Origin of the sequence: Actinomadura xylanilytica, assembly GCF_030283145.1 — a bacterium.
GTDB classification, from domain to species: Bacteria; Actinomycetota; Actinomycetes; order Streptosporangiales; family Streptosporangiaceae; genus Spirillospora; species Spirillospora xylanilytica.
On the sequence record NZ_JASNWE010000009.1, the window covers coordinates 85,046 to 110,167 of the forward strand.

The 25,122-nt window shown below is 73.5% G+C and carries 20 protein-coding genes and 2 tRNA genes; 20 read left to right on the forward strand and 2 right to left on the reverse strand.

The annotated features are described in order from the left end of the window. From mreD to QP090_RS36990, 12 genes are all read left to right on the forward strand, one after another. A complete protein-coding gene (gene mreD, locus QP090_RS36935) occupies positions 1 to 597 on the forward strand; it encodes a rod shape-determining protein MreD (RefSeq protein WP_285944414.1) in 597 nt (198 codons plus the stop codon). Beyond that, the gene (gene mrdA, locus QP090_RS36940) at positions 594 to 2,723 is read left to right on the forward strand and encodes a penicillin-binding protein 2 (protein WP_285944415.1); all 2,130 of its coding nucleotides are present in this window, start codon (positions 594 to 596) and stop codon (positions 2,721 to 2,723) included. The genes mreD and mrdA overlap by 4 nt, the downstream gene beginning before the upstream one ends. Further along, complete coding sequence (gene rodA / locus QP090_RS36945; RefSeq protein WP_329521715.1) at positions 2,720 to 3,922, forward strand: rod shape-determining protein RodA; 1,203 nt, start codon at positions 2,720 to 2,722, stop codon at positions 3,920 to 3,922. The genes mrdA and rodA overlap by 4 nt, the downstream gene beginning before the upstream one ends. A gap of 91 nt (positions 3,923 to 4,013) precedes the next feature. Continuing rightward, on the forward strand, positions 4,014 to 5,936 hold the full coding sequence (locus QP090_RS36950) for a TIGR03960 family B12-binding radical SAM protein (RefSeq protein ID WP_285944416.1): 1,923 nt from the start codon (positions 4,014 to 4,016) through the stop codon (positions 5,934 to 5,936). A gap of 167 nt (positions 5,937 to 6,103) precedes the next feature. Continuing rightward, positions 6,104 to 7,000, forward strand: a complete 897-nt coding sequence (locus QP090_RS36955; protein WP_285944417.1) for a TIGR03936 family radical SAM-associated protein — start codon at positions 6,104 to 6,106, stop codon at positions 6,998 to 7,000. A gap of 200 nt (positions 7,001 to 7,200) precedes the next feature. Continuing rightward, positions 7,201 to 10,554, forward strand: a complete 3,354-nt coding sequence (locus QP090_RS36960) for an Rne/Rng family ribonuclease (protein WP_285944418.1) — start codon at positions 7,201 to 7,203, stop codon at positions 10,552 to 10,554. A gap of 312 nt (positions 10,555 to 10,866) precedes the next feature. After that, positions 10,867 to 11,181: a 50S ribosomal protein L21 gene (gene rplU, locus QP090_RS36965; RefSeq protein ID WP_285944419.1), complete on the forward strand. Its 315-nt coding sequence runs from the start codon at positions 10,867 to 10,869 to the stop codon at positions 11,179 to 11,181. A 14-nt stretch (positions 11,182 to 11,195) separates the two neighbouring features. Beyond that, positions 11,196 to 11,453: a 50S ribosomal protein L27 gene (gene rpmA / locus QP090_RS36970; protein WP_285944420.1), complete on the forward strand. Its 258-nt coding sequence runs from the start codon at positions 11,196 to 11,198 to the stop codon at positions 11,451 to 11,453. 95 nt (positions 11,454 to 11,548) lie between these two features. Then, a complete protein-coding gene (gene obgE, locus QP090_RS36975; protein ID WP_285944421.1) occupies positions 11,549 to 12,949 on the forward strand; it encodes a GTPase ObgE in 1,401 nt (466 codons plus the stop codon). Positions 12,950 to 12,978: 29 nt separating this feature from the next. Further along, complete coding sequence (gene proB / locus QP090_RS36980) at positions 12,979 to 14,094, forward strand: glutamate 5-kinase (protein WP_285944422.1); 1,116 nt, start codon at positions 12,979 to 12,981, stop codon at positions 14,092 to 14,094. A gap of 17 nt (positions 14,095 to 14,111) precedes the next feature. After that, the gene (locus QP090_RS36985) at positions 14,112 to 15,380 is read left to right on the forward strand and encodes a glutamate-5-semialdehyde dehydrogenase (RefSeq protein ID WP_285944423.1); all 1,269 of its coding nucleotides are present in this window, start codon (positions 14,112 to 14,114) and stop codon (positions 15,378 to 15,380) included. 96 nt (positions 15,381 to 15,476) lie between these two features. Beyond that, on the forward strand, positions 15,477 to 17,261 hold the full coding sequence (locus tag QP090_RS36990; protein ID WP_285944424.1) for a TIGR03767 family metallophosphoesterase: 1,785 nt from the start codon (positions 15,477 to 15,479) through the stop codon (positions 17,259 to 17,261). A gap of 224 nt (positions 17,262 to 17,485) precedes the next feature. Here the strand turns inward: QP090_RS36990 and QP090_RS36995 are convergent, their stop codons facing one another. Beyond that, positions 17,486 to 18,523, reverse strand: a complete 1,038-nt coding sequence (locus QP090_RS36995; RefSeq protein WP_285944425.1) for a M48 family metallopeptidase — start codon at positions 18,521 to 18,523, stop codon at positions 17,486 to 17,488. Between the two features lie 184 nt (positions 18,524 to 18,707). Between QP090_RS36995 and QP090_RS37000 the strand changes: the two genes are divergently transcribed. From QP090_RS37000 to QP090_RS37025, 6 genes are all read left to right on the forward strand, one after another. After that, positions 18,708 to 20,009, forward strand: coding sequence for a phenylacetate--CoA ligase family protein (locus QP090_RS37000; protein ID WP_285944426.1), 1,302 nt, complete (start codon positions 18,708 to 18,710; stop codon positions 20,007 to 20,009). A 76-nt stretch (positions 20,010 to 20,085) separates the two neighbouring features. Continuing rightward, entirely contained in the window at positions 20,086 to 20,688 is a 603-nt protein-coding gene (gene nadD / locus QP090_RS37005) for a nicotinate-nucleotide adenylyltransferase (protein ID WP_285944427.1), read from the forward strand. A 240-nt stretch (positions 20,689 to 20,928) separates the two neighbouring features. Further along, complete coding sequence (rsfS, locus tag QP090_RS37010; RefSeq protein WP_285944428.1) at positions 20,929 to 21,339, forward strand: ribosome silencing factor; 411 nt, start codon at positions 20,929 to 20,931, stop codon at positions 21,337 to 21,339. Beyond that, on the forward strand, positions 21,332 to 21,994 hold the full coding sequence (locus tag QP090_RS37015; protein WP_285944429.1) for a histidine phosphatase family protein: 663 nt from the start codon (positions 21,332 to 21,334) through the stop codon (positions 21,992 to 21,994). Before rsfS ends, QP090_RS37015 begins: the two co-directional genes overlap by 8 nt. A 189-nt stretch (positions 21,995 to 22,183) precedes the next feature. Then, positions 22,184 to 22,256 (forward strand) — tRNA-Ala (locus QP090_RS37020). Between the two features lie 158 nt (positions 22,257 to 22,414). Next, positions 22,415 to 23,197, forward strand: coding sequence for an SDR family NAD(P)-dependent oxidoreductase (locus QP090_RS37025; protein ID WP_285944430.1), 783 nt, complete (start codon positions 22,415 to 22,417; stop codon positions 23,195 to 23,197). A 247-nt stretch (positions 23,198 to 23,444) separates the two neighbouring features. Here the strand turns inward: QP090_RS37025 and QP090_RS37030 are convergent, their stop codons facing one another. Beyond that, positions 23,445 to 23,900, reverse strand: coding sequence for a MarR family winged helix-turn-helix transcriptional regulator (locus QP090_RS37030; RefSeq protein WP_285944431.1), 456 nt, complete (start codon positions 23,898 to 23,900; stop codon positions 23,445 to 23,447). Between the two features lie 77 nt (positions 23,901 to 23,977). Here QP090_RS37030 and QP090_RS37035 point away from each other — a divergent pair, with 77 nt between their 5' ends. Both QP090_RS37035 and QP090_RS37040 read left to right on the forward strand, forming a co-directional pair. Then, positions 23,978 to 24,961, forward strand: a complete 984-nt coding sequence (locus QP090_RS37035) for an NADP-dependent oxidoreductase (RefSeq protein WP_285944432.1) — start codon at positions 23,978 to 23,980, stop codon at positions 24,959 to 24,961. An 86-nt stretch (positions 24,962 to 25,047) separates the two neighbouring features. Beyond that, positions 25,048 to 25,120: transfer RNA gene (locus QP090_RS37040), tRNA-Ala, on the forward strand. Positions 25,121 to 25,122: the final 2 nt, after the last annotated feature.

Consider the following 25,122-nt stretch of genomic DNA (forward strand, 5'->3'; position numbering starts at 1 on the left):
GTGCTGAACGCTCCGGAGCCGTCCGCGGCCGGCCGCAACGCGCTGGCCGTCATCGTGATCGTCGTGGCGCTGGTCCTCCAGGTGTCGGTCGCCAACCGGCTGCCGCTGCCCGGCGAGGTGACGCCCGACCTGGTGCTGCTGGCCGTGGTCGCGCTGGCGCTGGTCAGCGGGTCGATGACCGGCATGGTCGCCGGGTTCTGCGCCGGCCTGGCCGCCGACATCATCCCGCCCGCCGACCACACCATCGGCCGCTACGCGCTGGTCTACTGCCTGATCGGGTACGTGTGCGGGCTGGCCTCGGCCGAGATGGACCGGCAGTCGCTGGTGCCGTTCTTCGCCGTCGCGGCGGGCGCGCTGGCCGGCACCGTCCTGTACGCGGCGACCGGGATGATGCTCGGCGACCCGCGGGCCACCTGGGGCACCGTCAGCGGCATGGTCCCGCTCCAGGTGCTGTACGACGTCATAGCCAGCCCGTTCGTCGTCTGGGCGGTGCTGCGCGTCACCCGCCGGTACGAACGCGGCGAGCGCTCCCGCGACCGCTTCGCGGTCCCCGCCGCCCGCTACCGTGCGATGTCGGGGCGGGGCGGCGGCCTGTGAACTCCAGGACCCACTTCCGACTCGTCGTCCTGTACGTCCTGGTCGCGGCGCTGCTGCTGGTGCTGGCCGGCCGGCTGTGGACGATGCAGGTCCTCGACGGCCGGCACTACCGGCAGGTCGCCGCCGACAACCGGACCCGCGACATCGTGGTGCCCGCCGTCCGCGGCGTGATCCTCGACGACCAGGGCCGCCTGCTGGTCCGCAATCGCACCGCGCTGGTGGTGTCGGTCGACCGCACCACGCTGTCGCGGCAGAAGGACGGCGGGAAGGCGGTGCTCGGCCGGCTCGCCCTGGTCCTCGGCACCGGCTACGACGACCTGTCGAAGAAGATCCGGCTGTGCGGGCCGGGCATCCAGCGCCCCTGCTGGCCGGGGTCGCCGTACCAGCCCATCCCGGTGGACGACCGCGTCAGCGCCAAGCGGGCGCTCCAGATCATGGAGCGGCAGGAGGACTTCCCGGGGGTCACCGCGGCGGTCCAGGCCGTCCGCGAGTACCCGCGGCCCGAGGGCGCCAGCGCGGCGCAGGCCCTGGGCTACCTCCAGCCGATCACCCAGGCCGAGCTCGACCAGCGCAAGGGCCTGAAGGTCACCGGCTACAGCGGCGTCGACCTGATCGGCCGCGACGGGCTGGAGGCGACCTACGACGCCGAGCTGCGCGGCGAGCCCGGCCTGCGCAAGGTGGTGGTCGACAGCCAGGGCCGGGTCACCGGCACCGCCCGGGACCGTCCGCCGACGCCCGGCGGCAACCTGGTCACCAGCATCGACGCCGGGGTGCAGGGCGCGGCCGAGAAGGCCCTGGAAAGCGCGATCAAGGACGCCCGGACGCGGGGCCGCAAGGCCGACGCCGGCTCGGCGGTCGTGATGGACGTGCAGACCGGGCGGCTGGTCGCGATGGCCAGCTACCCGAGCTACGACCCGAGCATCTGGACCGGCGGCATCTCCCAGGACGAGTACGACGCGCTGCTCGGCAAGAAGAAGGGCGAGCCGCTCATCTCCCGCGTCACCCAGGGGCAGTTCGCGCCCGGCTCGACCTTCAAGGTCTCCTCGGTGGCGGCCGCGGTCGGCGACGGCTACGACCTGCACGGCACCTACCCGTGCCCCGGCTCGTTCAACGTCGGCAGCCGCGCCTTCAAGAACTTCGAGGGCCAGGCGCACGGGCAGATGGACCTGCACCGGGCGCTGGTCGTCTCCTGCGACACCATCTTCTACAAGTTCGCCTACGAGCAGTGGCTGCGCGACGGTGGCACCAAGCCGAAGAAGAAGCCGTCCGACCCGATGGTGGCGATGGCGCGGCAGTGGGGGTTCGGCAGCCGCAGCGGCATCGACCTGCCGGGCGAGACCACCGGGCGGATCCCCGACCGCGGCTGGAAGCGGTCGTACTGGAACGCCACCCGGAAGGCCGCCTGCAAGGGCGCCAAGGACGGGCACCCCGACATCGCGCGGACCGACCCGGCGCGGGCCGCCTACCTCAAGGCGATCGACTCGGAGAACTGCGCCGAGGGCTACCTGTGGAGGGCCGGCGACGCGGCCAACCTGTCGGTCGGGCAGGGCGACGTGCTGGTGACGCCGTTGCAGCTCACCCGCGCGTACGCGGCGGTGGCCAACGGCGGGCGGCTGGTGGTGCCGCGCGTCGGCACGGCCATCGCCCGGCCCGACGGCTCGGTGGCGCGCCGGATCGAGCCGCCCGAGGCCAAGCGGCTCCCGGTCGATCCCAAGGTGCTGGCCTACATCCGCGGCGGCCTCGCCGGGGTCCCCAAGTCGGGCACCGCGGCCGGCGCGTTCCGCGGCTTCGACTTCGGCAAGGTGGCGGTGGCGGGCAAGACCGGCACCGCCGAGGTCTACGGCAAGGACGACACCTCGTGGTTCGCCTCGTTCGCGCCCGCCGGGAAGCCGCGCTACGCGGTGGTGGCGATGATCTCGCAGGGCGGCACCGGCGGTGAGAGCGCCGCGCCCGCCGTCCGCGAGATCTACGAGGCGATGTACGGGCTGAAGGGCAAGAAGCCGATGCTCAAGGACGGCCGGCTGCCCGCGGCCCCGCCCGGGCAGCCGGCCGTCGCAGGTCCGCCCGGGCAGCCGGCCGTCGCAGGTCCGCCCGGGCAGCCGGGCGTCGCCGGAGCGGCCCCGTGACCCGGGTGAGCGGGCCGATGAACCGGCGGGCGGCGGGCACCCTCGGCGGGTACGGCGAGCACGGGGTCTGGCAGCGGCGGGCGGCCGGGCTGCGCCGGCTCGACTGGATGCTGGTGCTGACCGTGCTGGCCCTGTCGGTGGGCGGCGCGTTCCTGGTCCGCTCGGCCACCTTCCAGATCCTGACCGACCAGGGCCAGGACCCCGAGGGCCTGCTCAAGCGGCACGTGCTCAACCTGCTCATCGGGTTCGGGCTCGGCGGGCTGGTCACCGTGCTCGACTACCGGCTGCTGCGCGCCTACGTCCCGATCCTGTACGGGCTGGCCTGCGCCGGGCTGCTGGCGGTGCTGACCCCGCTCGGCTCGACGATCAACGGCTCGCACTCGTGGATCGTGATCGGCGGCGGGTTCCAGGTGCAGCCCTCGGAGTTCGCCAAGGTCGGGCTGGTGGTGCTGCTGGCGATGCTGCTCGGCGAGCCGCGCGACGGCGAGGTCGGGCCGGGCCGCCGCGACGTGCTGCTGGCCCTCGCGCTGGCCGGGCTGCCGGCCGCGCTGATCATGCTCCAGCCCGACCTCGGCACCACCCTGGTCTTCACCGCCGTCGTGCTCGGCATGCTGGCCGTCTCCGGCGCCCGGAAGCGCTGGCTCGCCGGGCTGGTCGGCGGCGGCCTGCTCACCGCGTTCGCGGTGTGGTTCTTCGGCCTGCTCAAGCAGTACCAGATCGACCGGTTCACCGCGTTCATGGACCCGTCGGCCGATCCCCGCGGCGCCGGCTACAACGCCCAGCAGGCCCGCATCGCGATCGGGTCGGGCAACCTCTTCGGCAAGGGGCTGTTCCAGGGCGAGCAGACCGGCGGGCACTTCGTCCCCGAGCAGCAGACCGACTTCATCTTCACCGTCGCGGGCGAGGAGCTCGGCTTCGTCGGCGCGGCGGTGATCATCGTGCTGCTGGGCCTGGTGATGTGGCGCGGGCTGCGGATCGCCTCGCAGGCCGCCGACCTGTTCGGCACGCTGGTCGCCACGGGCGTGGTGTGCTGGCTGGCGTTCCAGACGTTCGAGAACATCGGGATGACGGTCGGGATCATGCCGATCACCGGGCTGCCGCTGCCGTTCGTGTCCTACGGCGGTTCGGCCACCTTCGCCAACATGATCGCCTTCGGGCTGCTCCAGGCCGTCCACGTCCGGCGCCGTACGTTCGACTGACGGCGTACGCTGGTGGATCCGCGCCACCGCACCCGCACCCGCACCCGCGGTACCCGCCGTCCCGGCGTCCACACCATCGGAGGACATCGCCATGCCTGTCGAGTCGATCTTCCCGCGCCTGGAGCCGCTGCTCCCGCGCGTGCAGAAGCCGATTCAGTACGTCGGCGGCGAGCTGAACTCCCAGGTCAAGGACTGGGACGCGGCCCGGGTCCGGTGGGCGCTGATGTACCCCGACGCCTACGAGGTGGGGCTGCCCAACCAGGGCGTCCAGATCCTCTACGAGATCCTCAACGAGCGCGAGGGGGTGCTGGCCGAGCGCACCTACTCGGTCTGGCCCGACCTCGAGGACGTCATGCGCGAGCATGGCATCCCGCAGTTCACCGTCGACGCGCACCGGCCGGTCGCCGCGTTCGACGTGCTGGGCCTGTCGTTCTCCACCGAGCTCGGCTACACCAACATGCTGACCGCCCTCGACCTGGCCGGCATCCCGCTGGTGGCGGCCGACCGGGGGGAGGAGCACCCGATCGTGCTGGCCGGCGGGCACGCCGCGTTCAACCCCGAGCCGATCGCCGACTTCCTCGACGCCGCCGTGCTCGGCGACGGCGAGGAGATCGCGCTGGCGATCACCGAGGTGATCGCCGAGTGGAAGGACGAGGGCCGCCCGGACGGCCGCGACGGGCTGCTGCTGCGGCTGGCCGCGTCCGGTGGCGTGTACGTGCCGAAGTTCTACGACGTGACCTACCTGCCCGACGGGCGGATCCAGCGGGTCGCGCCCAACCGCCCGGGCGTGCCGTGGCGGGTCGACAAGCACACCGTGATGGACCTGGACGCCTGGCCGTACCCGAAGAGGCCGCTGGTCCCGCTGGCCGAGACGGTGCACGAGCGGTTCAGCGTGGAGATCTTCCGCGGCTGCACCCGGGGCTGCCGGTTCTGCCAGGCCGGCATGATCACCCGTCCGGTCCGGGAGCGGTCGATCACCACCATCGGCGCCATGGTCGACCAGGGCCTCAAGGAGTCGGGCTTCCAGGAGGTCGGGCTGCTCAGCCTGTCCAGCGCCGACCACAGCGAGATCGGCGAGGTCGCCAAGGACCTGGCCGACCGCTACGAGGGCACCAACACCTCGCTGTCGCTGCCGTCCACCCGGGTCGACGCCTTCAACATCACCCTCGCCAACGAGTTCTCCCGGGGCGGACGCCGCTCCGGGCTGACGTTCGCGCCCGAGGGCGGCTCGGAGCGGATGCGCAAGGTGATCAACAAGATGGTCGGCGAGGACGACCTGATCCGGACCGTCACCACCGCCTACGAGAACGGCTGGCGCCAGGTCAAGCTCTACTTCATGTGCGGGCTGCCGACCGAGGAGGACGAGGACGTGCTGGCCATCGCCGGCATGGCCCGGCGGGTCATCCAGGCGGGCCGCGAGGCCACCGGCCGCCGCGACATCCGCTGCACCGTGTCCATCGGCGGGTTCGTGCCCAAACCGCACACCCCGTTCCAGTGGGCCGCGCAGTGCGACCACGAGACCGTCGACCGCAGGCTGCGGGCGCTGAAGGACGTGCTGCGCTCCGACAAGGAGTACGGCCGCGCCATCGGCCTGCGCTACCACGACGGCCAGCCGTCGGTCATCGAGGGCCTGCTGTCGCGCGGCGACCGGCGGGTCGGCAAGGTCGTCCGGGCCGCCTGGGAGGACGGGGCCCGGTTCGACGGCTGGACCGAGCACTTCTCCTACGAGCGCTGGACGGCCGCGGCCGGCGCCGCGCTGGCCGGCGAGCCCGTCGATCTCGACTGGTACACCGTGCGCGAGCGCGACGAGGTCGAGGTGCTGCCCTGGGACCACCTCGACGCCGGCCTCGACCGCGAGTGGCTCTGGCAGGACTGGCAGGAGGCCGTCGACGGGACCGAGGTCGAGGACTGCCGCTGGACGCCCTGCTACGACTGCGGCGTCTGCCCGACCATGGGCACCGAGATCCAGATCGGGCCCACGGGAAAGCGGCTGCTGCCGCTCTCGGTGGTCTGAGCCGGGATATTCGAAAGTCGTCTCCGGGCGCCCCGGGCCATGGGCTCCGGGCTCTCCGGGGGTCCTTGCGGCGGTCCTGCCGGGCGCGAGGGGGTCGGGCGCACCGTACTCTATAGAGAGACGTTTTCGACTCGACACGAGTAGGAAGGACGAAAGCCCTGGCTCCCATGCCGGAGGGTCCAGCGCCGGCCCCCGTGACCCAGCGCCTGCGCGTTCGCTATGCGAAGCGCGGCAGGCTGCGGTTCACGAGCCACCGCGACATTTCCCGGGCCGTGGAACGCGCCGTCCGGCGCGCCGGGATCCCTGTCGCGTTCAGCGCCGGATTCACCCCGCACCCGAAGATCTCGTACGCGGGTGCGGCGGCGACAGGGGTGGCCAGTGAGGCCGAGTACCTCGAGATCGGGCTCATCGAGGCCCGCGACCCTGCGCGGGTGCGGTCCGATCTCGACGCGGCACTGCCCGCCGGTCTCGACATCGTCGATGTCGTGCCCGTACGGCAGGGACGCGAGGGCGACGCCCCGGTCAAGCCGGGCGCGTTCGCCGATCGGCTCGAGGCGTCCGAGTGGCGGATCCGGCTCGACGGGGTCGCCGAGCGCGACGCCGCCGCCGCCGTGGCCGCCTTCCTCGGCGCCGGGGCGATCGAGGTGGAACGCCTCACCAAGAAGGGGCGGCGCCGTTTCGACGTGCGCGCCGCGGTCAGCGCTCTCCAGGCAGAACCTGGTGAGCTGGACCGGCGTGCCGCGGAGGCGGCGGATGCCCCTTGTGCGATACTTCGAATGGTTGTTCGGCATACCACACCCGCCGTTCGACCCGACGACATCCTCACCGGACTGCGCCAGGTCGCCGACCTCGCGCCGCCGTCACCGCCTTTGGTGACCAGGCTGGCGCAGGGGCCCCTTGACGCGGACACCGGTGGACTCACGGATCCGCTGGATCCCGACCGGGCTCACCCCGGCCGGGTAACCGAGCAGCCGCCCGGCGACGACGCTGGAGCGGCCGGCGGTCCTGTGCTTCCGCAGTCAAGCGGGGCCGCGAGCGCGGATGTCGTCAGCGCCTGCTCGTAAGGGCCGAAGCCGTGGCAGCACGGAACCGGCCTCAGGGAACGACGGGCGCACCCCCGACGACTTCGTCGTCATCGCCGGACGACCGTCCGGCAGTGGCGACGCCGACGACTGACGGAGAGTTCCCGTGCGGCGCACCGCACCGGTCCGCCCCCTGGCGGAGCCGGCGGACGCGCCCGGGAACCTGACGGGAGATTGCCCGCATGCTAGAGAACGAAGCCGATTCGGCCGCGGCCGAAGGCACAGGAGACCAGGGTGCGCCGAGCGCGGGGACGACCTCGCGCCCGCGCCGCCGCGCCGCCAGCAGGCCCGCCGGCCCGCCGCCGGAGGTCGACGACACCCCCGCGGTGATCGCCACCCCGGCGCCCGCCGCGCAGGCACCCGCGCCCGCCACCACGGCGTCCGCGAACGCACCGGCCGAGGGCACGGCGTCCGAGGACACGGCGTCCAAGGGCACGGGGGCCCCGCAGGGGGCGTCCGGCGGCGAGAGCACGGCCGAGGAGGCCGCTGAGGCTGCGCCGCCCAAGAAGACCACCCGCACCAGGGCGGCCCGCACCACCACGGCCAAGACCAAGGCCGCCAAGACCACCAAGGCGGCCAAGGCGGCGGAGCCCGCCGAGCCCGCGCCCGAGCCCGCGGCCCAGCCGGCCGAGGAGCACGTGTCCGAGGCGCCCGCCGCCGAGCCCGCCGCCGAGGAGCCCGCGCGGACGACGCGCAGTCGCACCCGCAAGCGCGCCGCCACGACCGCGGGCGCCGACACGTCCGCCGGAACGGGGACCGGCGCCGCCGTGCCGCCCGTTCCCGAGGTGCCGGTCGCGCCGGGCAACGAGCCCGCGACCGGTGCGTCCGGCATCGCGAGCGACGCGCGGGTGTCGGAGGCCGAGCCCGCAAGCGGCGTGGGCGTGCCGTCGGTGACCTTCCAGCCGCCGATGGTGGTCTTCCAGCCGCCGCAGCCCTCGGCCGCACCCGCCGTCCGGCCCAAGGACGAGCCCAAGGCCGTCCCCGCCACCGGCCCCGAGGCCGAACCCGCGTCCGACGAGGACGCCCACGCCGACGAGGACGCCGACGAGGCGGCCCAGTCCGACGAGCGCGACGAGGACGACGAGTCCGGCGACCGGCCCTCCCGGCGGCGCCGCCGCCGCGGCGGCCGTGGTCGCGGCCGGGGCGGCAAGGAGGCCGGCGACGACGAGTCGGCCCATGACGACGAGGCCGACGAGGCCGCGGACGAGCCGGCCGACAAGCCCGACCGGGCCGAGCGGCAGGAACGGTCCGAGAAGCCCGCCAAGGGCGCCAAGGGCGCCAAGGCCCGGGGCGGCAAGGACGCCAAGAAGGACGCCAGGGACGAGCAGGCGGGCGACGGCGACCGCGACGACTCCGGCGACGACGACGAGAACGGCGACTCCGGCCCCGGCGGGTCGAGCCGCCGCCGGCGCCGCCGCCGGCGCCGGACCGGGGCCGACGGCGAGGGCGCCGAGGAGGTGCCGGCCAACACCGTGGTGCACGTGCGCGACTCGCGCACGGTCGAGGACGAGGTCCAGTCCGTCCGCGGCTCGACCCGGCTGGAGGCCAAGAAGCAGCGCCGCCGCGAGGGCCGCGAGCAGGGCCGGCGCCGTCCGCCGGTGATCACCGAGGCCGAGTTCCTGGCCCGCCGCGAGGCGGTCGACCGGGTCATGGTGGTCCGCCAGGAGGGCGAGCGCACCCAGATCGCCGTCCTCGAGGACGGCGTGCTGGTCGAGCACTACGTCAACCGCGCCACCCACCAGTCGTACGTGGGCAACGTCTACCTCGGCAAGGTGCAGAACGTGCTGCCCTCGATGGAGGCGGCGTTCGTCGACGTCGGCAAGGGCCGTAACGCGGTGCTGTACGCCGGCGAGGTCAACTGGGACGCCTCCGGGCTGGAGGGCCAGCCGCGCCGCATCGAGTCGGCGCTGAAGTCCGGCCAGTCGGTGCTGGTGCAGGTCACCAAGGACCCGCTCGGACACAAGGGCGCCCGGCTGACCAGCCAGGTCTCGCTGCCCGGCCGCTACCTGGTGTACGTCCCGGACGGCTCGATGACCGGCATCAGCCGCAAGCTCCCCGACAAGGAGCGCACCCGCCTCAAGCAGATCCTCAAGAAGGTGATGCCCGAGAACGCGGGCGTCATCGTGCGCACCGCCGCAGAGGGCGCCACCGAGGAGGAGCTGGCCCGCGACGTGTCCCGGCTGGCGGCCCAGTGGGACAGCATCCAGAAGAAGGTCAAGAACGCCTCCGCGCCGTCCCTGCTGTACGGCGAGCCCGACCTGACCATCCGGGTCGTCCGCGACATCTTCAACGAGGACTTCGGCAAGTTGGTGGTGTCCGGCGCCGAGGCGTGGGACACGGTCTCGGAGTACGTCGAGTACGTCGCGCCGCACCTGGCCGAGCGGGTCGAGCGCTGGGACGGCGACCAGGACGCGCTGACCGCGTTCCGGATCGACGAGCAGATCGCCAAGGCGCTCGACCGCAAGGTCTGGCTGCCGAGCGGCGGCTCGCTGGTCATCGACCGCACCGAGGCGATGACGGTCATCGACGTCAACACCGGCAAGTTCACCGGGCAGGGCGGCAACCTCGAGGAGACCGTCACCCGCAACAACCTGGAGGCGGCCGAGGAGATCGTCCGCCAGCTCCGGCTGCGCGACATCGGCGGCATCATCGTGATCGACTTCATCGACATGGTGCTGGAGAGCAACCGTGACCTGGTGCTGCGCCGCCTGGTCGAGTGCCTGTCGCGCGACCGTACCAAGCACCAGGTGGCCGAGGTCACTTCGCTGGGCCTGGTCCAGATGACCCGCAAGCGGGTCGGGCAGGGCCTGGTCGAGGCGTTCTCCGAGACCTGCGAGAGCTGCAACGGCCGCGGCATCCACGTGCACCTGACGCCGGTGGAGAACAAGCCGGAGAAGCCGTCCGGCAAGGACGCCGGCGGCCGTCGCCGCAAGCGCAAGGGCGAGGTCGAGAAGGCGGTCGAGGAGAAGCTGTCGCGCGACACGGGCGGCCGGGGACGCACCGAGACGGCCGAGCCGGTGGCCGCGTCCGCCCCCGAGCCCGCCCCCGCCAAGCCGCGGGTGAAGCGCGGCGCGGCCAAGCGGCAGGCCGGTCCGCCCGAGCCGCTGGAGCCCGAGCCCACCGAGGTGAAGGTGACCGAGGCGAAGACCGCCGAGGCGAAGGCGACCGAGGCGAAGGCGACCGAGCCGGAGTCCGCTCCGGTCCCGGCGGACGAGCCCGAGAGCGGCGCCCAGGCGACCGTGGACGCGGCCGACGCCGCCGCCGAGGTGACGGACGCCGGTCCGGGCGTCCTCGACGCGGTCGAGCCGCTTCCCGCGGGCACGCCGGCACAGGACCACACCGGCTCGAACGGCGCCGCCGCGAACGGGACCGCGCCCGCGGGCACCGCCTCGGCGACGCAGGAGACCGGGGCCGAGGGCGAGGCCGAGACCGAGGGCGAGGCGGCCGGCAACGGGCGGCGCCGCCGCACCCGGCGGCCGCGGGCCGTCGCGCAGACGGCCGAGCAGGGCGCGTCGGGCGAGACCACGTCCGACTGACGAGGTCCAGGGCCGGATGCCCCGGCCGGCCGCCGTTCGCGAGCGGTCGGGGCATCCGGTATCCTTGAGCATCGGCGTGCGATGAGCGCGTCATCTGAACCTGCGTCCGTGGCCCCTTCGCCGGAGTCCGGGCGCGCCCCTCACCGATCCGGTGAGATCGAGCAGCTCGAGCAGAGAGCGCCGGGGGATCTCTCCTCCGGTGTGCCGCCCTCGGCCCCAGGGCCGGGGGTAGGCCCCCGTCCGGGGGCTGGTTACGACCACGTGCGGGACCGGTTCAGCCCGGAAGCGCGCGCATGACGAAGGGTTACCGCGGTGTACGCGATTGTCCGCGCAGGCGGCAGGCAGGAGAAGGTGGCCGTCGACGACGTGCTCACCGTCGACAAGCTGGCCGGTGAGGTCGGGTCGACCGTGACGTTCCCGGCCGTCCTCGTCGTGGACGGCGACAACGTCGTCAGCTCCACGGCCGACCTGTCGAGCTACCAGGTGACCGCCGAGATCCTCGGCGCGGTCAAGGGCCCCAAGATCCACATCATGCACTACCGGAACAAGACCGGGTACAAGCGGCGGATGGGACACCGTCAGCCCTACACCGAGGTCAAGATCACCGGAATCCAGGCCGGGAAGTAAGGGAGAGCGGTCACATGGCACACAAGAAGGGCGCATCGTCCAGCCGTAACGGTCGTGACTCCAACGCCCAGCGCCTGGGCGTCAAGCGTTTCGGCGGCCAGGTCGTGAAGGCCGGCGAGATCATCGTCCGCCAGCGCGGCACCCACTTCCACCCCGGCCCCGGCGTCGGCCGCGGCGGCGACGACACGCTGTTCGCGCTCGTCCCCGGTGCGGTCACGTTCTGCCGGTACCGCGGCCGGAACGCGGTGAGCATCACGTCGCCGGCGGAGTGATTCCGCCGTTGTAGCGAGTTCTTGACAAAGGGGCGGACCGTGTCGGTCCGCCCCTTTGCCCTGTTCAGGCAGGGCCGACAGCGAGGAGGGGCACCGTGGCCGCAGGAACCGGATCGGGCGCGCAGTTCGTGGACCGGGTGGTGCTGCACGTCGCCGCGGGCAACGGCGGGAACGGCTGCGCCTCCGTCCACCGCGAGAAGTTCAAGCCGCTGGGCGGCCCGGACGGCGCCAACGGCGGGCGCGGCGGCGACGTGATCCTGGAGGTGGACTCCAACTCGGCGAGCCTGCTGGAGTACCACCGCCGCCCGCACCGCAAGGCCGGCAACGGCAAGCAGGGGCAGGGCGGGCACCGCACCGGCGCCGACGGCGGCGACGTGCTGCTGCCCGTGCCCGACGGCACGATGGTCAAGTCGTCCAGCGGCGAGGTGCTCGCCGACATGGTCGGCGAGGGCACCCGCTACGTGGTCGCGCAGGGCGGCCGGGGCGGGCTCGGGAACGCCGCGCTGGCCTCCGCCAAGCGCAAGGCCCCGGGGTTCGCGCTGCTCGGCGAGGAGGGCGACTCCAGCGACGTGGTGCTGGAGCTCAAGAGCGTCGCCGACGTGGCGCTGGTCGGGTTCCCGAGCGCGGGCAAGTCGTCGCTGATCGCGGCACTGTCGGCGGCCAAGCCCAAGATCGCCGCCTACCCGTTCACCACGCTGGTGCCCAACCTCGGCGTGGTAAGCGCGGGGGAGACCACCTACACCATCGCCGACGTGCCGGGGCTGATCGAGGGCGCGAGTGACGGCAAGGGCCTCGGGCTGGAGTTCCTGCGGCACATCGAGCGGTCCTCCACGCTCGCGCACGTGCTCGACTGCGCGACCCTGGAGCCGGGCCGCGACCCGGTCAGCGACTTCGAGGTGATCGAGCGCGAGCTCCAGGCCTACGACCGGGTGCTGGGCGACCGGCCGCTGTCGGACCGGCCCCGGCTGGTGGTCCTCAACAAGGTCGACGTGCCGGACGCCCGCGACCTCGCCGAGCTGGTCCGGCCCGAGTTCGAGAAGCGCGGGTTCAAGGTCTACGAGGTGTCGGCCGCCAGCCACGAGGGGCTGCGCGAGCTGTCGTTCGCGATGGCCGAGATGGTCGCCGAGCACCGCGCCTCGCTGCCGGCGGTCGAGCCGACCAGGCTGGTCATCCGGCCCAAGCCGGTCGGCGGCGACGCCGAGTTCGAGGTCAGGTCCATGGGCGACAACACGTTCCTGATCACCGGGGCCAAGCCGGTCCGGTGGCTGCGGCAGACCGACTTCGCCAACGAGGAGGCGGTGGGCTACCTCGCCGATCGGCTGGCCCGGCTCGGCGTGGAGGAGGCGCTCGCCAAGGCGGGCGCCGACGCGGGCGCCACCGTCCTGATCGGCACCGCCGACGAGTCGATCGTCTTCGACTGGGAGCCCGAGGTCGCGTCCGGGTCCGGCGGTGTCGGACCGCGCGGCACCGACCGCCGCCTGGACGGATACCGCTGACCGCCCCCTGACCGACGGAGACACCCCCCATGGGCACCGAGCACGCGTCGATAGCCAAGGCTCGCCGGATCGTGGTCAAGGCCGGATCCTCCTCGCTCACCACCCCCCAGGGCGCGATCGCCGCCGACCGCATCGACGCGCTGGTGGACGTGCTGGCCGCCCGGCGCGCCGCCGGAACCGAGGTCGTCTTCGTCTCGTCCGGGGCGATCGCGGCCGGGCTGGGCCCGCTCGGGCTGAGCCGGCGGCCCCGCGACCTGGCGACCCAGCAGGCCGCGGCGAGCGTCGGGCAGGGGCTGCTGTTCGCCCGCTACACCTCCTCGTTCGCGCGGCACGGGGTGACCGTGGGGCAGGTGCTGCTGACCGCCGACGACATGATCCGCCGCACCCACCACCGCAACGCCAGCCGGGCGCTGGCCCAGCTCCTCGACCTCGGCGTGCTGCCGATCGTCAACGAGAACGACACGGTGGCCACCGACGAGATCCGGTTCGGTGACAACGACCGGCTGGCGGCGCTGGTCGCCCATCTGACCAGGGCCGACGCGCTGGTCCTGCTGTCCGACGTCGACGCGCTGTACACCGGCGACCCGCGCGACCCCGGCGCGCGCCGCATCGCGCACGTGCGCGGCCCGGCCGACCTGGAGGGGATCAGGCTGGGCGGCTCCGGCCGGGTCGGCACGGGCGGCATGGTCACCAAGGTCGAGGCGGCCCGCATCGCGGGCGTCCCGGTGGTGCTGACCGACGCCGCGTCCGCCTCCCGGGCGCTGGCCGGCGACGCCGTCGGCACGCTGTTCCATCCCGGCGACGGGCGGCGCCTGTCCACCCGGCACCTGTGGCTGGCGCACGCCACCACCGGGCAGGGCCGGGTGCTGCTCGACCCGGGCGCGGTCGAGGCGGTCGCCCGGCACCGCAAGTCGCTGCTGCCCGCCGGGGTGACCGGGGTGGAGGGCGACTTCGCCGCGGGCGACCCCGTCGACCTGTGCGGCGCCGACGGCCTGGTGGTCGCGCGCGGCCTGGTCAACTACGACGCGGGCGAGATCCCGGAGCTGATGGGCCGCTCCACCCGCTGGCTGGCCCGCGAGCTCGGCCCCGAGTACGAGCGCGAGATCATCCACCGCGACGATCTGGTGATCTTTACAGCCCACTGACGGAAGAGGAGCCGGTGATGAGCGAGACCGAGCGGGAGCGTGAGGAGTTCCTGCGGGTGGCCGAGCGCGGGCGGACGGCCGCCGGGGTCCTGGCCCCGCTGCCGAGGGCGGCCAAGGATCGGGCCCTGCACGCCGTCGCCGACGGCCTGCTCGCCGCCGCGCCCGAGATCGTCAAGGCCAACGAGGGCGACGTCGCGCGGGCCCGCGAGGCGGGCATCTCCGAGACGATGGTCGATCGGCTGAGCCTGACGGTGGAGCGGGTCGCCGCGATCGCCGAGGCCGTCCGCAAGGTCGCCGCGCTGCCCGACCCGGTGGGGGAGTCGGTGCGCGGCGGCGTGCTGCCGAACGGGCTCGACCTGCGCCAGGTCCGGGTGCCGCTCGGCGTGGTCGGGATCATCTACGAGGGCCGCCCGAACGTGACCGTCGACGCCGCGGCGCTGTGCCTCAAGAGCGGGAACGTGGCGCTGCTGCGCGGCTCGTCCTCGGCGTTCGAGTCCAACACCGTGCTGGTCCGGGTGATGCAGGCCGCGCTCCAGGGCACCGAGGTCCCGGCGGACGCGGTCCAGCTCGTCCCCGGTACCTCGCGCGACTCGGTGAAGCACCTGATGCGGGCCCGCGGGCTGGTCGACGTCCTGATCCCGCGCGGCGGCGCGTCGCTGATCGGCTCGGTCGTGCGGGAGTCCACCGTGCCGGTGATCGAGACCGGGGTCGGCAACTGCGCGGTGTACGTCGACGCCGCCGCCGACGTCGACATGGCGGTCGACATCCTGGTCAACGCCAAGACCCAGCGGCCGTCGGTGTGCAACGCCGCCGAGACGGTGCTGGTGCACGCCGGCATCGCCGGTGCGTTCCTGCCGCGCGCGCTGGAGGCGCTGCGCGCCAAGGGCGTCACGGTGCACGGCGACGACCGGGTCCGGGCGTTCGGCGACGACGTGGTGGCGGCGACCGAGGACGACTGGCGCGCCGAGTACCTGTCGCTCGACATCGCGGCCCGCGTGGTCGACTCCCTGGAGGACGCGGTCGCGCACATCCGCCGGTACGGGTCCGGGCACACCGAGGCGATCGTGACGACGTCCCAGCCCGCGGCCAAGCGGTTCGTGGCGCTGGTCGACTCCGCCGCGGTGATGGTCAACGCCTCGACCCGCTTCACCGACGGCGAGGAGTTCGGGTTCGGCGCCGAGATCGGGATCTCCACCCAGAAGCTGCACGCCCGCGGGCCGATGGGGCTGGCCGAGCTGACCTCGTCCAAGTACATCGTCACCGGCGAGGGCCACATCCGGACCTGAGCGGGGGCCGCGTCCGGGCCGGTGGCGTCCGGGGTGAGAAGAATGTGACACTGTGCTCATTGTTGTCACGTTGTCAGTGTGGTCTGATTCAGCACTGTGACCCCAGAGATCAGCCGTCGCCGCGTGCTGCGGAACGCCGCCCTCGGGGCGGGGATCGCCTCCACCGGCCTGGCCGCCCTCCCGGCGCGCCCGGCCTCCGCCGCGCCCCTCGCGCCCGCACGGCCGGGCCGGGCCGCCGGGCTGCGCGGCCCGGTCGCCGGCACCACGCTCGACCGGACGCTGCTGCTCGGCGGCCCGGGGGCCGGCGGGTACCGGCGCGTCGTCGCGGGGCCGGGCGAACCGCACCTGCTGCGCCGCGACCTCGGCGGCACCGCCGATCCGGGCCGCGCGGCCCGGCGGCGCGGCGTGCTCGCCTTCGGCCAGCTCACCGACGTGCACATCGTCGACGCCCAGTCGCCGGCCCGGGTGGAGTTCCTCGACCGGTTCAAGGACGCGCTGTCGGTCCTGCCCGTGGAGGGCGCCTACCGCCCGCACGAGATCCTCACCACCCAGGTCGCCGAGGCGATGGTCCGGGCGATCAACCGGGTCGGCCGCGGCCCCGCGACCGGGCTCGGCCTCGCGTTCACCATCAACACCGGCGACGCGGCCGACAACGTCCAGTACAACGAGCTGCGCTGGATCATCGACCTGCTCGACGGCGGCCGGGTCCGGCCCGACTCGGGCGACCCCGCCCGGTACGAGGGCGTGATGGACCGGGCCGCCTACGACCAGCGGTTCTGGCACCCGGACGGGCCGCCGCAGGGCGCGCAGCCCGACGTGGCCCTCGCCCAGTACGGCTTCCCGCGGGTCAAGGGGCTGCTCGACGCCGCCCGCAAGCCGTTCCAGGCCGCCGGGCTCCGCAGCCCGTGGCTCGCGGTCTTCGGCAACCACGACGGCCTCATCCAGGGCAACCTGCCCGTCAACCCGCTGGTCGGCACGCTGGCGACCGGCGGCATCAAGATCGGCGCCCCGGCCGACGACGCGCAGGCCGAGCGGCTGGCCCGGATGCTCCGCGACGGCAACGCCGTCGAGCTCGTCGCGCTCAGCCGCGAGAGCGGCGCCGGCGGCGGGCTGTTCCGGCAGGTCACCCCCGATCCGGCGCGCCGGATGCTGTCGCGCGCCGAGGTCGTCCGCGAGCACTTCACCACCGCCACCGCGCTCCGCGGCCACGGCTTCACCCAGGCCAACCTGCGCGAGGGCACCGCCTACTACGCGTTCGACCGGGGCATCGTGCGCGGGCTGGCGCTCGACACGGTCAACCCCAACGGCTACTCGGAGGGCTCGTTCGACCGGGCCCAGTTCCGGTGGCTGGAGGCGCAGCTCGAGGCGGGCAGCCGCCGCTACACCGGCGCCGACGGCGAGCCGGTCGCGCACGACGTCCAGGACCGGCTGTTCGTGCTGTTCAGCCACCACCCGATCGCGTCGCTGTCGAACCCGCTCGGCGGCGACCGGGTGCTCGGCGACGAGGTCAAGGCGCTGCTGCTGCGCTTCCCCAACGTCGTGCTGTGGGTCAACGGCCATACGCACCGCAACGAGGTCGTCCCGCACCCCCGCGAGGGCAGGGGCGGCTTCTGGGAGGTCAACACCGCCTCGCACATCGACTTCCCGCAGCAGAGCCGGATCGTGGAGCTGGCCGACAACGGCGACGGCACGCTGTCGGTCTTCGCGACCGTCCTCGACTCCGCCGGACCCGAGTCGTTCGGCGGGGCCGTCGGCGACCCCGTCCGGCTGGCCGCGCTCTCCCGCGAGCTGGCCGGCAACGACTGGCAGGAACGCGAGGAGGAGCGGCGCGGCAAGCCCGAGGACCGCAACGTCGAGCTGCTGGTCCCCGCCCCGTTCTGAGCCTGTCCGAGTCCGGTTCCGAGTCCGGTTCCGAGCGCGGAGCCGAACCGGTCCCGACTCCGTCCCGACTCCGTCCCGACTCCGTCCCGACTCCGTCCCGAGTTCGGTCCGAGTTCGGTCCGAGGTCCATCCCGGAGCCGGGCATGGGAAGGGCCGCCGCGTCCGTGGCGCGACGGCCCTGATCCTGCTCCCGGCCGGCCCTCGTGCGCGCCGGGTCGCGGTCCCTAGTTGGCGCGGTCGGTCGGCCCGTTGTCGCGCCGGTTGAACCGGTCGAACAGCCCGCCCGCCGCCGAGGTCGCCGCGTCGGCCACGTCGCGGATCTTCCCGACGAACGGGTCCGCGGTCCGCTCCCACGACTCGCGGTACGCGCCGGCCGCGTTGCGGATCTCGTCGGTGACCGAGGCGCTGTCGTCGTCGTCGCGGCGCGGGTAGTCGCCGGCGAGGATCCGCTGGTACTCGCCGCTGTGCGCCCACCGGTCGATCTCGGCGAACCGGATCACCGCGTACGGGTGCGACTGAGGCAGCAGGTTGAGGAACTTCAGCAGCCCGTCGCGCACGTCGCCGGCCGCGTCGTACTCGCGGGCCTGCTCCAGGAACGCCTCCTGGCTCATCTCGGTCAGCCGGGTGCCGCCGGCCAGCTTCATCATCGTGCGCTTGGCCGCGTCGAGGTCCTGGCCGGCCAGCAGCCCGGCCCGGTCCGAGGACAGCTCGGCCTTGCGGAACCACTCCCGCAGCCCGATGATGATCGCCGCGATGCCGATGTTGCCCAGTGGCAGCCAGGCCAGCCGCGACCCGAGCTGCACCAGGATCTGCATCATCGTCTGGTAGACCGCGTGGCCGGACAGGATGTGCCCGACCTCGTGCGCGATGACGAACCGCAGCTCCTGCTCGTCGAGCAGGTCGACCAGCCCCGTGTTGACCACAATGAACGGCTGGTCGGAGCCCAGCGCCATCGCGTTCGGCGTCGGGTCCTGCCGCACGTACACCTCGGGGACCTCCTTGAGGTCCAGGATGTAGGCGGCGTCGCGCACCATGTCGTACACGTGGCGGAACTGGTCCTCGCCGGCCCGCACGCTGCCGCCGAGGAAGGTCAGCCGGAGGGCCCGCTCGTTGAAGAGGCCCGACATCTTGCGCAGGACGACGTCGAACCCCGACAGCGAGCGCAGCGCCACCAGCGCCGACCGGTCCGCCGGGTGTTCGTAGGCCCGGGAACTGATCCCGGGGAAGCGCGTCCGTGCTCTGTCCGGTGTGTTCTCCGTCATGTCTGGCATGGTAGTTCCGACGAACCGCCCCGCCGTAGGGTTCCCCGCCGCGGGGCCGCGTCCGGCACCGGCCGGGCCTCTCCCGCCGGGGTTGCGCGCGGGTGCGGTGCGGGGGTGTACTTCGGCGACCGGGTGAGCGGCTGCGCGGCCGGGCGCTCCGCTCGGACTGCGCGGGAGGCGGGCGATGTTCGATCCCAAGGCCGAGGCCATGCCGCTGGACGAGCGGGCCGTTCTCCAGCGCGACCGGTTGCGGCGCCTGGTCGACCGGCTGATCGCGGCGGACGGCGTGCAGGGGCGGCGGCTCAGAGAGGCCGGGGTCGAAAGCGGCGCCGGTCTGGAGCTCACCGATCTGGGCGGGCTGCCCTTCACCACCAAGCGCGACCTCTGGGACGCTTACCCGTTCGGGATGCTCGCCGTCCCCCGTGAGCAGATCGCGGCCGTGCACGGGTCCTCGGGCACGCGGGGGAGACCCACGCTCGTCGCCTACACCCGCGCCGATCTGGACCTGTGGGCGGCGATGTGCGCGCGGTCGCTCTCGTGCGCGGGCGCGGGGCCGGGCAGCGTCGTCCACAACGCGTACGGGTACGGGCTGTTCACCGGCGGGATCGGCATCCACCAGGGGGCGGTGGCGCTGGGTGCGACCGTGGTCCCGATGTCGGGCGGGATGACCGGGCGCCAGGTCCGGATGCTCGCCGATCTGGGGGCCGACATCCTGACCTGCACGCCCGCGTACGCGCTCCGGCTCGGTGAGGCGGCGGCGGAGGCCGGCGTCGCGCTGCCCGCGCTCAGGGCCGGCGTGCTCGGCGCCGAACCGTGGACGGATGAGCTGCGCGCCGCCATCGAGCGGGTCCTGCCGATCAAGGCCGTCGACATCTACGGCCTGTCGGAGGTGATCGGGCCGGGCGTGGCCACCGAGTGCCTGGAGCAGGACGGGCTGCACGTCAACGAGGACCACTTCGTCGTCGAGGCCGTCGACCCGGCCACCGGCGTCCCGGTGGCGGACGGCGTCCCCGGCGAGCTGGTCTTCACCACCCCGACCAAGCAGGCGCTGCCGCTGCTGCGCTACCGGACCGGCGACATCGCCTCGCTCGACCGGGCGGAGTGCCCCTGCGGGCGGACCCTGGTGCGGATGGGCAAGGTCCTCGGGCGGGCCGACGACATGCTGGTGATCCGGGGCGTCAACGTGTATCCGAGCGAGGTCGAACGGGTCCTGCTGGGATCCGGCCTGATCGCGCCGCACTACCAGCTCGTCGTGGACCGGCGGCGCCCCGCCGCCCGGCTCCTGGCCGCCTGCGAGGCCGCGCCCGGCGGCGGCGCCCCGGCGGACCTCCAGGAGAGGCTGGCCCGCGCGCTGCGCGAGTCGCTGGGGCTGGCCGCCGAGATCCGGGTCCTGCCGGACGGCACCGTGCCGCGCGCGGAGGTCGGCAAGGCGGTACGGGTGGTGTCCTGGGAGTCGGGCGAGCCGCCCGTGCCGGGCCTGCGCTGAGGCCGCCAGGGGCCCGGCGCCGGACGGGGAGGGGCTGCCGGTCGGAGCACTCCGGCCGCTGGCTATTCTCGTCGGCATGACGCAAAAGCGGCGTTTGGGGATCATGGGCGGCACCTTCGACCCGATCCACCATGGTCACCTGGTGGCCGCGAGCGAGGTCGCCCACTTCTTCTCCCTGGACGAGGTGGTGTTCGTGCCCACCGGCCTGTCGTCCCACAAGGGGGAGCGCAAGGTCGCCGCCGCCGAGGACCGCTACCTGATGGCGGTGATCGCGACGGCGTCCAACCCCCGGTTCTCGGTCAGCCGGATCGACATCGACCGGCCCGGCCCGACCTACACCGTCGACACCCTGCGCGACGTCCGCGACCTGCACGGCCCCGACTCCGACTACTTCTTCATCACCGGCGCCGACGCCCTGGAGCAGATGCTGACCTGGCACGACACCGACGAGCTGTTCGAGCTCGCGCACTTCGTCGGCGTCACCAGGCCCGGCCACCGGCTGGCCGACCCCGGCCTGCCGAACGGGCGGGTCAGCCTGATGGAGGTCCCCGCGCTGTCGATCTCGTCCACCGAGTGCCGTGACCGGGTCCGCGAGGGCGAGCCGATCTGGTACCTGGTCCCGGACGGGATCGTCCAGTACATCAACAAGCGCGGCCTCTACCGGGCACCCGAAGGCTGAGCCCGTCCGCCCCCGCCCACGGCCCCGCGCCCGGTTCCGGCCCCTGGCCGCGGCCGTCTGCGCCCGCCCGCCCGCTCCCGCGCGGGCGCGAGTTCCCGCTCGGCGCCATACCCTGGACGTGAGGGCCCGCCGCGGGCCGAACCGGTCGCGGCGGCGTTGTATCGACGAGGAGGCCGGGCTTCGCCACCCGTGAGATGGTTGGCGGGACCCGACCCCTACAGGGAGGATCGCGAGCGCATCGTGACCGCATCCGATAGGGCCGTACAGCTGGTCCGGATCGCCGCGGAGGCGGCGGGCGACAAGCTGGCCGATGACATTCTTGCCTATGACGTGAGCGAGCAGCTCGTCATCACCGACGCGTTCGTGCTCTGCTCGGCGTCCAACGAGCGCCAGGTCCGGGCCATCGTCGACGAGGTCGAGCGGCGGCTCCGCGAGGAGGCGGGCGCCAAGCCCGTCCGCCGCGAGGGCGAGCGCGAGGGCCGCTGGGTGCTGCTCGACTACGCCGAGATCATCGTGCACGTCCAGCACGAGGAGGACCGCATGTTCTACGCGCTCGAACGGCTCTGGAAGGACTGTCCGCTGATCGGGCTGCCCGAGGGCGTCCACGCGCACCGGGACCGGCCCGCCCGCGCCGGGAGCCCGAGTGAGTGAGACCCGCACCGTCCGCGAGCCGGGCAAGCGGCGGCTGGTGCTGTGGCGGCACGGGCAGACCGCCTGGAACGTCGAGCGCCGCTTCCAGGGCAAGACCGACATCCCGCTGGACGAGACCGGTGTCCGCCAGGCGCGGGACGCGGCCCGACTGCTGACCGGGCTGCGCCCCACCGCGCTGCTCGCCTCCCCGCTCCAGCGCGCCGCCGACACCGCGGCGGCCCTCGCCGGGCTCACCGGGCTGCCGGTGCGGCACGACGCCGACCTGATCGAGCGGGACGGCGGCGCCTGGGAGGGCCTCACCGACCGGGAGATCCGCGAGCGCTACCCGGCCGAGCGCGCCATCTGGCAGCCGCCCGGCGGCGAGACCAGCGCCCAGGTCGCCAAGCGCGTCGGCACGGCCCTGGAACGCGGCCTGGACGCGCTTCCGCCGACCGGCCTGCTGGTGGTCGCCTCGCACGGCGCCGCGCTCAGGCTCGGGATGTCGCACCTGCTCGGGCTGCCCGAGGAGGTCTGGGAGCGGCTCGGCGGGCTGTCCAACTGCTGCTGGTCGGTCCTGGCCGAGATGCGCGACGGCGGCTGGCGGCTGGTCGAGCACAACGCCGGCACGCTTCCCGAGCCCGTCCTCGGCGACGACCGCACCGACAACGGCGCCTGAGCGCATCCGGCCGACGTCCGGCGGGCGTCCGGCACGGGCGTCCGGCCGACGTCCGAACGGCGCCTCCGGGTCGTCCGGGGCCGCGAGGGCCGCCGGGGCTGTCCGGGGGCGCCGCAATCGATTCGAGTACGCGGCCGGTGTCCTATACACTGGCTGAGCGCTGCGGGATGAGAGTCCACGCAGTAGCGCGGGGCTATGGCGCAGTTGGTAGCGCGCCTCCATGGCATGGAGGAGGTCTGGGGTTCGAATCCCCATAGCTCCACTCGAGATCGCGCGTACGTCAGGGGCACCGCCGTCAAGGCGGTGCCCCTGACGCGTTTCCACCCTCCGCCGGCCATTGCGGGCCGGGCCCGCTGCGAGTGATCATGCTCGGGGAGCCTCCCCACCGCACCGGCACCGGCACGAGATGAGGGATCGACGTTGGATCTGGGACTGAGCGGCAAGGTCGCCCTGGTGGCCGGGGGATCGTCGGGCATCGGCCTGGCGATCGCCCGTGAGCTGGTGCGCGAGGGCGCGAAGGTGTCGATCGCGGGCCGCGACCCCGGGCGGCTGAAGACGGCCGCCGACGCCCTCCGCGAGGAGCCGGGGGCGGTGGTCGGCACCCGGGTGCTCGACATCCGCGACACCGCGGGCGCGCAGGCGTGGGTCGACGAGACGGCCGAAGAGCACGGCGCGGTGCACATCGTGGTGACCAACGCGGGCGGGCCGCCCGCCGGCCCGGCCGGCGGCTTCGGCCCGGACGACTACCGCGCGGCGGTCGAGCTCGGCATGATCGCGCACATCGGGCTGGTGCGGGCCGCGCTGCCCCGGCTGCGGAGCGCGGGCTGGGGCCGGGTGCTGATGGTCACGAGCGAGACGGTCCGGGAGCTGATCCCGAAGTATGCGATGTCCGGCATCGCCCGGTCCGGCCTGATCGGCTATGCCAAGACCCTCGCGCACGAGCTGGGGCCGGGCGAGATCACCGTCAACGTACTGGCCCCCGGCTACACCGCCAGCGGCGCGCTGCTCGGCGGCATGACCGGCGATCCGGAGGACGTCGCGGAGCAGGTGCGCCGCGTCGCGGTGGACGCCGGGATCCCGCTCGGAAGGGTCGCGCGGCCCGAGGAGGTCGCCGCAGCCGGCGTCTTCCTGCTGAGCGCCCGCGCGTCGTTCATCACCGGCACCGTCCAGATCGTCGACGGCGGACGTTCCCTGGGGACGTGACCGGGCGTCCGGACGGGAACGCCGCCGGACGGCTCCTGGGCTGTGTTCCCAACACCCCCGGCCCGGCGTTCTCGCCTGGCGGCTCGGACGCCGACCGTGCTTGGGCGAGCGCGACATCGCTTCGCGATCTGGCCGGTGGGGCTCGCCTCCGGCTTCGCCCCACCGGCCAGATAACGCGCTCGCCGACGGCCGAGGCACTTTGAGACAGACCCTAGGTGTACTCGGGCCCGTGGGGCGGCCCGGCGGGTCAGGCGTCCTTGAGCTTGCCCCAGATCTTGACCAGGGAGGCGAGGTCGTCCTCGTCGAGCGTGCCGGTGAAGGCGCCGTCCAGTGCCGCGCGGCGGGTGGCGTCGGCCTCGCCGAAGGCGGTCCGGCCCTTGGCGGTGAGGGCGAGCTCGGCCGAGCGCGCGTCGTTCTGCGAGCGTCCGCGTTCGATCAGCCCGCGTTCGTGGAGCGCGTCGACCACGCGGGACACCTGGCTGCGGCTGAGCATGGTGCACGACCCCAGGTCCGACACCGAGACCGGGGCGTCCTGGTAGGAGAGCCACAGGAGCACCTCGAACCACGATAGGGGCAGGCCGTGGTGGCGCATCAGCTCGCGGCCGACCCGCTGGCCGAGGGTGTTGCCGGCCCAGACCAGACCGTAGAAGGCGAGGTCCTCTGGGGGGAGGTCGGACTCACCGAGCTGTTTCGCGGGGGACATGGCCCCAGCCTAGGTGATTTGTGTGTATGTGCACGCGTTGTAGCGTGTGTGTGTGTACACACAACACTGGAGGTTCCATGACCGTGTCCCGTGAGGTCCGCCTAGTGGCGCGTCCGGACGGCGAGCCCGTGCCGTCCGATTTCGAACTGGCCGAGGTGCCCGTCGCCGAGCCCGGGGAGGGCGAGGTGGTGGTGCGCAACGACTGGATCTCCGTCGACCCGTACATGCGGGGCCGGATGAACGACACCAAGTCGTACGTCCCGCCCTTCAAGCTCGGTGAGGCCATGGACGGCGGCGCCGTCGGCACCGTGGTCGCCTCCCGCGCTGAGGCGGTGCCCGTGGGGACGACCGTCCTGCACGGGCTTGGCTGGCGCGAGTACGCCACGGTCGACGCCGGCAGTGTGCGGGCGATCGACACGACCTCGGCGTCCGCGGAGGCGTACCTGGGGGTGCTCGGGCTGACCGGGCTCACCGCGTACGCGGGCCTCACCAGGATCGCGCCGGTGAAGGAGGGCGACGTCGTCTTCGTGTCCGGCGCAGCCGGGGCCGTGGGCAGTGTGGCGGGGCAGATCGCGCGGCGGCTCGGCGCGTCCAGGGTCATCGGTTCCGCGGGCGGCCCGCAGAAGGCCGCGCGGCTGACCGGGGACTTCGGGTACGACGTCGCGATCGACTACAAGGAGGGACGGCTGGAGGAGCGGCTGCGCGAGGCGGCTCCCGATGGGATCGACGTCTACTTCGACAACGTCGGCGGCGACCACCTGCGCGCCGCGCTCGCCGCGCTGCGCCTGCACGGGCGGGTCGCGCTGTGCGGGGCGGTGGCGCAGTACAACGCGGCCGGGCCGGTGCCGGGCCCCGACAACCTCGCGCTCGCCATCGGCAAGCGGCTCACGCTGCGCGGGTTCATCGCCAGCGACCACGCCGATCTGATGCCCGAGCTGGCCGGGTTCGCCGCGTCGATCCGGACCGAGGCGACCGTGGTCGACGGCATCGAGAACGCCGCGGACGCCTTCCTCGGGCTGCTCCGCGGCGCCAACACCGGGAAGATGCTGGTCCGCCTCTGAGTGGAGCGGATGTACCGACCTGCCTCCAGCGTGCACTAAGCTCGTGCATGGCCGATCGTCGGGGCGAGAGCCTCCCGATCCGACCTGGGGCTATGGCGCAGTTGGTAGCGCGCCTCCATGGCATGGAGGAGGTCTGGGGTTCGAATCCCCATAGCTCCACA